The 9,351-nt window shown below is 70.3% G+C and carries 1 protein-coding gene (cut by a window edge); it reads right to left on the bottom strand.

All coding sequences use genetic code 11. From position 1 onward, the window contains the following. Window positions 1-9,351 carry part of the coding region annotated (locus ABZ909_RS32500; RefSeq protein WP_357007310.1) for a non-ribosomal peptide synthase/polyketide synthase on the bottom strand (this coding region is incomplete at its 3' end). 20,652 nt of the annotated region lie beyond the right edge of the window, so 9,351 of the 30,003 annotated nt are shown.

The raw sequence follows: 9,351 nt of genomic DNA, 5'->3' as shown, positions 1-9,351 counted from the left end.
CTGCATCCACACCAGGCGGTTGACGATGGCCGTGTGGCTCACCGCCACACCCTTCGGACGACCGGTCGAACCCGACGTGAAGATCACGTACGCGACATTGTCGCCGCGCAGCGGGGCGATCCGGTCGGCGTCGACGATCAGGGCGTCGGAGTAGCCGGACAGGTCCAGCTCATCGATCAGCAGTGTGCGCGTGGTGGTTTCGAACCGGTCCCCGCTCGTGCTGAGCACGCACACCGGTCGGGCGGTGTCGAGGACGTACTGATTGCGCTCGGCCGGGTGGTCGGGATCCAGCGGCACGTACGCGCCACCGGCGAGGGTGACGGCGTACATGCCGACCAGCAGCTCGAAGGAGCGGCGCATGCCCAGGGCCACATAGGTGTCCGGTCCGACGCCCTCGGCGATGAGGTGGCGGGCCAGCTGGTGCACGCGCGAAGCGAACTCGGCGTAGGACAGACTCGTCCCCTCGAACACCAGCGCGGTGAGGTCGGGAGTCTGCTTCAGCTGGGTCTGGAACATCGACGCCAGGGTGACCTCGGCGTCGATCTTCTTACCGCCCAGCGCGACCCGCTTGACGTCGTACTCGGTCGCGTTCCAGCCGCGCAGCACCTGGCGGCGCTCGGCCGCGTCCAGCAGCTCGATATCGCCGACCAGCGCGGTCGGATCCGAGACCACGGCCGAGAGCAGGCGCACCAGGCGCGCGCCGAAGGCGGCGATGGTGGCCGGGTCGAACATGTCGGTGGCGTAAGCGAATTCGGCGGTCATGCCGTCGCCCTCGGCGCGCTCGGTCAGGTTGAGGTGCAGGTCGAACTTCGCGGTCACCACATCGAGGGGCACGCCCGCGACTTCCAGGCCGGGCAGGGCGAAGGTCGCCGCGCCGGTGTTCTGGAACGACAGCATGACCTGGAACAGCGGGTGCCGGGCCTGCGAGCGGGCCGGGTTCAGGATCTCGACCAGGCGCTCGAAGGGCAGGTCCGCGTGGCCGAAGGCGGCCAGGTCGGTGTCCTTGGTGCGGGCCAGCAGCTCGGCGAACTTCTCCCCCGAGTCGACGGCCGTGCGCAGCACCAGGGTGTTGACGAACATGCCGATGGCGTCGTCGAGCACCTGCTCGCCACGACCCGCGACCGCGGTGCCGATGGCGATGTCGTCGCCGCCGGACAGGCGCGCCAGCAGGGCCGCGAAGGCCGCGTGCACGACCATGAACAGCGAGGCACCGTGCTCACGGGCCAGGCCGTTGAGTCCGGCCAGCAGGTCGGCATCGATCGAGAACTCGTGCACCCCACCGGCGTTGGAAGCCACCGCCGGACGCGGGCGATCCGAGGGCAGATCGATCTGGTCGGGCAGCCCGGCCAGTTCGCTGCTCCAGTAGGAGACCTGCTGGGCGATCAGCGATTCCGCGTCGTCCTCGTCGCCGAGGGTTTCGCGCTGCCACAGCGCGAAGTCGGCGTACTGCACCGGCAGCGGCGCCCAGTGCGGCGCTTCGCCGGTGGCGCGGGCCGCGTAGGCGAGCATGACGTCGCGGGCCAGCGGGCGCACCGACCAGCCGTCGCCGGAGATGTGGTGCACCACGAAAACCAGCACGTGCGTGGGCTGTCCGGCATCCGAGACCCGGAACAGTCCGGCGCGCACGGGGGCCGCGGCGGTCACGTCGAAGCCGGTGAGCACCAGCTCGGCAATGCGCTCGTGCAGGTCGGCCTCGGCCACCTCGACCGGGGCCAGGCCGGTGCCGCCGCCGTGGATGCCGGCATTGGCGGCCGAGTCCAGGCGGACCTGGTCGGCGGGCAGGATGACCTGCACGCCACGGCCTTCGGTGTTCTCCGGGTAGACGGTCCGCAGCACCTCGTGGCGTTCGAGCACGTCGCCGACGGCGGCCAGCAGGGCATCCACGTCGAGGCCGCCGGTCAGGCGCACCGCGAGCGGGATGTTGTTGACGGCCGAGGCGGTGTCGAAGCGGTTCAGGAACCACATGCGCTGCTGGGCCAGCGACAGCGGGATCTCGTCCGGCCGAGCCTGGGCCACCAGCGCGCGGCGGCCACCGGTACCCGCCTGCGTTTCCACGCGCGCGGCCAGGGCGGCCACGCTCGGGGCGTCGAACAGGGTGCGGACGGGGATGCGGGTGTCGAGCGCCGCGCCCAGTCGCGCGACGACCTGGGTGGCGATCAGCGAGTTGCCGCCCAACTCGAAGAAGTCGTCGTCCGCGCCGACCGGGCTCTCGAGTCCGAGCACCTCGGCGAAGACGCCGGCCACGATCTCCTCGGCACGCGTTGCAGCGGCGCGGAATTCGCGGGCGGCGAACTCCGGCTCGGGCAGCGCGCGGCGGTCCAGCTTGCCGTTGGCGCTGAGCGGGAACGCGCCCAGGGCCACGAAGGCGGCGGGAACCATGTAGGACGGCAGCTGCGCGGCCAGGTGGTCGCGCAGGGCTTCCACATCGACGGCGTCCGCGCCGAGCGCGACCGGTTCGGTCGAAGCCGACTGCGCCGGAACCACGTACGCGACCAGCTGGTCGCCGGTACGGGCGTCGGAACGCAGCACCACGACCGCCTGGGCGACCGACTCGTGAGCGGTCAGCGCGGCCTCGATCTCGCCGAGCTCGATGCGCAGACCACGCAGCTTGACCTGGAAGTCGGTGCGGCCGATGTACTCCAACTCGCCGTCCGCGGTCCAGGTGACCAGGTCACCGGTGCGGTACATGCGCTTGCCCGGCGTGAAGGGGTTGGCCACGAAGCGATCCGACGACAGGTCGGGGCGCGCCACGTAGCCGCGCGCCAGCTGCATGCCGGCCAGGTAGAGCTCGCCCGCCATGCCCGGCGCGACCGGGTGCAGACGCGAATCCAGCACGTACACCTGGGTGTTGAACACCGGGCGGCCGATCGGCACGGTCTCGGTGTCGGTGTCGACGACCTCGTGATAGGTGACATCGACGGCCGCTTCGGTCGGGCCGTACAGGTTGTGCAGACGCGCGCCGGTGAGTTCGCGCAGCTTCTGCGCGGTCGGCGTGGGCAGCGCCTCACCCGAGGCGAAGACCTGCTGCAGCGAAGTGCATTCCGCGGCCTTCTCCTCCGCCACGAACACCGACATCATCGACGGCACGAAGTGCGCGGTCGTGACGCCTTCGCGGGCAATGGTCTCGGCCAGGTACACCGGATCCCGGTGCCCGTCGGGCTTGGCCACGACCAGCTTCGCGCCGATCTGCAAGGGCCAGAAGAACTCCCACACCGACACATCGAAGGTGGCCGGGGTCTTCTGCAACACGACGTCGGCAGCGGTCAGACCGTACTCGGCCTGCATCCACACCAGGCGGTTGACGATGGCCGAGTGCGGCACCGCCACGCCCTTCGGGCGGCCGGTCGAACCCGAGGTGAAGATCACGTAGGCGGTGTTCGAAGCACGCAGCGGCGCACGGCGATCCGCATCGGTCAGCACGGCGTCGGAGTAACCCGACAGGTCGACGGTGTCGACCGCGACGGTCGGCACGCTCGCGTGGGTGAATCCGTCCCGCTCGGTGATGAGCACGCACACCGGCCGGGCCGTCTCGAGCACGTAGTCGATGCGGTCGGCCGGCTGGTCCGGATCCAGCGGCACGTACGCGCCACCGGCCTCGACGATCGCGTACATCGCGACCACCAAGTCCAGCGAACGGCGAATGCCCAGACCCACCAGGCTCTCCGGGCCGACCCCGGCCTCGATGAGCTTGCGGGCGAGCTGATGCACCCGCGCGGCGAACTCGCCGTAGGACAGACTCGTCCCATCGAAGCTGACCGCGGTCGCCTCGGGCGTCCGCTCGGCCTGAGCCTCGAACAGCGCGACCAGGGTCCCGCCCGCATCGCCGGAGGCGCTGCGCACGACCTCGCCCTCGGCGGTGATCTCGCCCGACAGGGTGCCGGAGGTCAGTTCCGCCAGCACGGAGTAGACGTCCGCGGTGGTGCGGTTCCAGTCGCGCAGCACCCGGGTGCGCTCGCCGGAGACCAGCAGGTCGATATCACCGATGGCCCGTTCCGGCTGCGCGGCAATGGCCTTCAGCAGCCGGTCGAACCGGTCGGCGAAACGCTCCATGGTGGCCGCGTCGAACAGGTCGGTGGCGTAGATCAGTTCGGCGGTGATGCCGGACGGGGTCGCGCCGTGGCCGTTGCCCGCCACATCATGGGTGCCCAGCAAGCGCGGGGAGGCGGAGCGATCGGTGAGGACCAGCTGCAGGTCGAACTTGGCGGTGTCGATCGGTAGATCGACGGCGCTCACGGTCAGGCCGGGCAGTTCCAGTTCGGTGATGCCGGTGTTCTGGAACGACAGCATGACCTGGAACAGCGGGTGCCGGGCCTGCGAGCGGGCCGGGTTGAGGATCTCGACCAGGCGCTCGAAGGGCAGGTCGGCGTGGCCGAAGGCCTGGATGTCGGTGGCGCGCACCGTGTCCAGGAGTTCGGTGAAGCCGGTGCCGCCGTCCACCTCGGTGCGCAGCACCAGGGTATTGACGAACATGCCGATGAGGTCGTCGACGGCGCGTTCACCACGACCGGCGACCGGGGTACCGATCGCGATGTCCGCCTCACCCGACAGGCGCGACAGCAGCGCCGCCAGGGCGGAGTGCATGACCATGAACAGCGTCGCGCCGCGGGTGCGGGCCAGTTCGGTCAGCTTGGCGTGGGTGTCGGCATCGACGGTGAAGACGTGGGTCGCACCGCGGCCCGACGCGACGGCCGGACGCGGCCGGTCGGCGGGCAGGTCCAGCTGATCGGGCAGGCCGCGCAGCGCGTCGCGCCAGTACGAGATCTGCTGGGAGATCACGGATTCGGCGTCGGTCTCGTCGCCGAGCACCGCGCGCTGCCACAGCGCGTAGTCCGCGTACTGGACATCCAAAGGCTGCCAGCCGGGCTCGCCGCCCTCGACGCGAGCGCCGTAGGCGGTCATGACATCCCGGGTGAGCGGGCCCATGGAGAAGCCGTCGGCCGAGATGTGGTGCACCACCAGCGCGAGCACGTGCTCGGTGGGGCTGACCTCGAACAGGCGGGCCCGGAACGGCACGTCCACAGTGACGTCGAAGCCGCTCAGCACCAGCTCCGAAAGCGCCTGCGGCAGTTCGGCTTCGGAGACCTCGACCGGGGTCAGGTCCGGAATGACCTGCCCGGTGGGCACGATCTCCTGGAACGCTTGGCCGTCGATCTCCGGGAAGCGGGTGCGCAGCGACTCGTGCCGCGCCAGCACGTCGGCCACGGCGATCTGCAGGGCCTGGCGGTCCACCAGACCCGACAGGCGCACGGCCGCCGGGATATTGTCCACGGCCGATTCGGGATCGAACCGGTTGAGGAACCACATGCGCTGCTGGGCCAGCGACAGCGGCAGCCGCTCCGGCCGCTGCTGCGCGACCAGCGGCTGACGCGTGCCCGCGCCGGAATGGGTTTCGGCACGCGCCGCCAGGGCGGCCACGGTCGACGCCTCGAAGATCTCGCGCACCCCGAGGTGGGTGTCCAGCGCGGCCGACAGGCGCGCCGCCACCTGGGTGGCGATGAGCGAGTTACCGCCGAGGGCGAAGAAGTCGTCGTCCAGGCCGACCCGGTCCAGGCCGAGGATCTCGGCGAACACACCGGCCACGATCTGCTCGACCGGCGTGCCGGGGGCGCGGAACACCGCGGCCTCGAACACCGGCGCGGGCAGCGCCTTGCGGTCCAGCTTGCCGGAGGCATTGAGCGGGAACTCGTCGAGCACCATCACGATCGACGGCACCATGTACGCGGGCAGGCTCTCGCCGAGCTCCAGGCGCACCTTCTCGACGTCCACGGTGTGGCCCGCCGCCGCGATGACGTAGGCGACCAGCTGATCGCCGGTGTGCACGTCGCTGCGCACCACGACCACCGACTGCGCGATGGAATCCAGTGCGGTGAGCGCGGATTCGATCTCGCCGAGCTCGATGCGCAGACCACGCAGCTTCACCTGGAAGTCGGTGCGGCCGATGTATTCCAGCTCACCGTCCGCGGTCCAGGTGACCAGGTCACCGGTGCGGTACATGCGCTCGCCGTCCCCGAAGGGGTTGGCGACGAAGCGATCCGAGGTGAGGTCCGGGCGCGCCACATAGCCGGTGGCGAGCTGATCGCCCGCCAGGTACAGCTCACCCGCGACCCCGACCGGGGCGGGACGCAGCCGCGAATCCAGCACGTAGACCTCGGTGTTGAACACCGGGCGGCCGATCGGCACGGTGTCGACGTCGGTGTCCACCACCTGGTGGTAGGTGACGTCGACCGCGGCCTCGGTGGGGCCGTACAGGTTGTGCAGCTCGGCGCCGGTCAGCTCGCGCAGCCTGTGCGCGGGCTTGGGCGCGAGGGCCTCACCCGAGGCGAAGACCTTGCGCAGGCTGTGTCCAATTCGGGTTTCTCCGGCTCGACTCGCGAGCTCCGCCACGAACACAGCCAGCATGGACGGCACGAAGTGGGTGACCGTCACGCCTTCGCGGGCAATGAGATCCGCGAGGTAGGCCGGATCGCGGTGGCCATCGGGCTTGGCCACGACCAGCGTCGCGCCGATCTGCAAGGGCCAGAAGAACTCCCACACCGACACGTCGAAGGTGGCCGGAGTCTTTTGCAGCACCACGTCGTCCGCGGTCAGACCGTAAGCCGTCTGCATCCACACCAGGCGGTTGACGATGGCCGAGTGCGGCACGGCCACACCCTTCGGGCGGCCGGTCGAACCGGACGTGAAGATCACGTAGGCATTGTTCGATTCCCGCAGCGGCGCACGACGTTCCGCGTCGCCGAGCGGAGCGGCCGAGTAACTGGCCAGATCCAGCATGTCGATGCGCACCTGCGCGGTGTCGATCGGCAGGTCCTCGCCGGAGGTCAGCACGGTCACCGGGTCGGCGGTCTCGAGGATGTACTCGATGCGCTCGGCCGGGTGATCCGGGTCCAGCGGCACGTAGGCGGCACCGGCCACGGTGACGGCGTACATGCCGACCACCAGATCGATGGAACGCCGCATGCCCAGCGCCACAAACGATTCCGCGCCGACACCACGCTCGACGAGCCAGCGGGCCAGACGGTGCACCCGGTCGGCGAACTCGACGTAGGACAGAGCTGTCCCCTCGAAGCTGACCGCGGTCGCGTCGGGAGTCCGCTCGACCTGCGCCTCGAACATCGCGACCAGGGTCGCGGCCTCGGCCTTGCGCTCGGTGAGCACGGCCTCGACATCGAAGGCGGTGTCGTTCCAGCGCTCGACGACCAGCTCGCGCTCGGCCCCGTCCAGCAGTTCGATATCGCCCACGGCCGCAGCGGGTTCGGTGGTGATGGCGGTCAGCACCCGGATCAGGCGATCGGCGATGCGGTGGACGGTGTCCTCGTCGAACAGGTCGCGCAGGTAGCCGGCGCGGATGCGCAAGCGGGTGTCGAGCTGGGCGATGAGGGTCAGCGGGTAGTGGGTGGCGTCCGCGGCGTCCAGGCCGGTGACGGCCATGCCGTCGATATCGGCGGCCTGGGACCGGATGCCCTCCGCGTCGACGGGATAGGACTCGAACACCACCAGGGTGTCGAACAGTCCGCCGATGCCCGCGGCCGTCTGGATATCGGCCAGGCCCACGTAGTGGTGGTCGAGCAGATCGGCCTGCTCGCCCTGGGTGCGGGTGAGCAGTGCGCTCGCCGGCTCGGCCGGGTCGAAGGCGACCCGCACCGGCACGGTGTTGATGAACAGACCCACCATGGACTCGACGCCGGACAGCTGGGCCGGACGGCCGGACACCGTAGTGCCGAACAGCACGTCCTCGCGGCCGGTGAGGCGGCCGAGCAGGATGCCCCAGGCCACCTGGAGCACGGTGTTCGGGGTGACGCCGAGGTCGGCGGCCAGCGCGGTCAGGCGCGCGGTCGCGGCCTCGTCCAGGTCGAAGAAGTACTCGCCCGACAGGGCGGTGATCTCGTGGCTCGGGTCCGGACGGGTCAGCAGGGTCGGCTCGGAGACACCCAGCAGCGACTTCTGCCACGCCGCCAGCGAGGCCGGACGGTCCTGCTGCGCAACCCATTCCAGGAAGTAGCGGTAGGAGCGCACCGGCGGCAGCACCGCGGTATCGGAGTGCGTCGCGTACAGCACCAGCAGGTCCTGCATGAGCAGCGGCATGGACCAGCCGTCGAGCAGGATGTGGTGGTTGGCCACCGCCAGTTGGTAGCTGTTCGCGGCGGTCCGCACCAGGGTGTAGCGGATGAGCGGCGGCTCGGTCAGATCGAAGCGCTGCACGCGGTCGGCGGCGATGATCTCCGCCGCACGCGCGACTCGGGCGGCGTCGTCGGCGATATCGGTGAGGTCGTGGTTGGTCCACGCGACCTTCACGCCGTCGATGACCACCTGCACCGGAGCACCCGACGCGTCGTTCACGTAGGCGGTGCGCAGGATTTCGTGGCGTTCGATGAGCGCCTGCGCGGCCGACCGCAGCCGGTCGGCGTCGACGCGGCCTTCGAGGGTGAGCACCGCCTGCGCGGTGTACACGTCCACCGAGGTGGCGGCCAGCTGCGCGTGGAAGAGCAGACCGGCCTGCAGCGCGGACAGCGGCCACACCTGGTTCAGCGCACCGTACTGCTTCTCCCAGCCGTCGATATCGCGCTGGGTGACGCGCACCAGGCCGAAGTCGGACGGGGTGTGCCCGCCCGCCTGCGCCGATTCCGCGTGCCGCGCAACGGCTTCCAGCGCCGCGGTCCACAGCGCCGCGAACTCGGCGATCTCGTCGGCGGAGAGCAGCGTGCTCGGGTAGCCGATATTCGCGGTCAGCTTGTCACCGGCCACGATGGCGTTGATGTCGATCGGGGCCATGGCCGGCATGTCGGCGTCGTAGGCGCCCGCCAGCTCGGCCAGCTCGGGCGCCGGAATCCAGCCGAAGCCGCGCAGCGCCTCGGGCACGTCGCCCTCGTTGACCCGGCCCAGGTAGTTGAAGCTGACCTGACCCGGCAGCAGCTTGGGCAACTGGGTCGCGGTGTCGGAGTTCATGTAGCGCAGCAGGCCGTAACCGATGCCCTTGTCGGGCACCGCGAGCAGCTGCTCCTTGACCGCCTTGATGGCCCGGCCCATGGCGGGCCCGCCGGTGAGGGCGGCGTCCACGTCGATACCCGACAGATCGAAGCGCACCGGGAAGATGGCGGTGAACCAGCCGACCGTGCGAGACAGGTCGGCGCCGGGCACGACCTCCTCCTCACGACCGTGGCCCTCCAGCCGGACGAGAGCTGTGTTCTGCCCCCCGGCGTTCTGCCCCCCGGCGTTCTGCCCCCCGGCGTTCTGCCCCCCGGCGTTCTGCCCCGGTCCCTTGGCAGCGCGGAACTTGGCCACCGCCAACGCGAGTGCGGTCAGCAGACCGTCGTTGACACCGCCGTGGAACAGCGCGGGCACTGTCGTCAGCAG

The sequence above is a fragment of the Nocardia sp. NPDC046763 genome, from assembly GCF_040645495.1.
Taxonomy (GTDB): domain Bacteria; phylum Actinomycetota; class Actinomycetes; order Mycobacteriales; family Mycobacteriaceae; genus Nocardia.
This window is presented reverse-complemented; position numbering and strand designations above follow the sequence as displayed.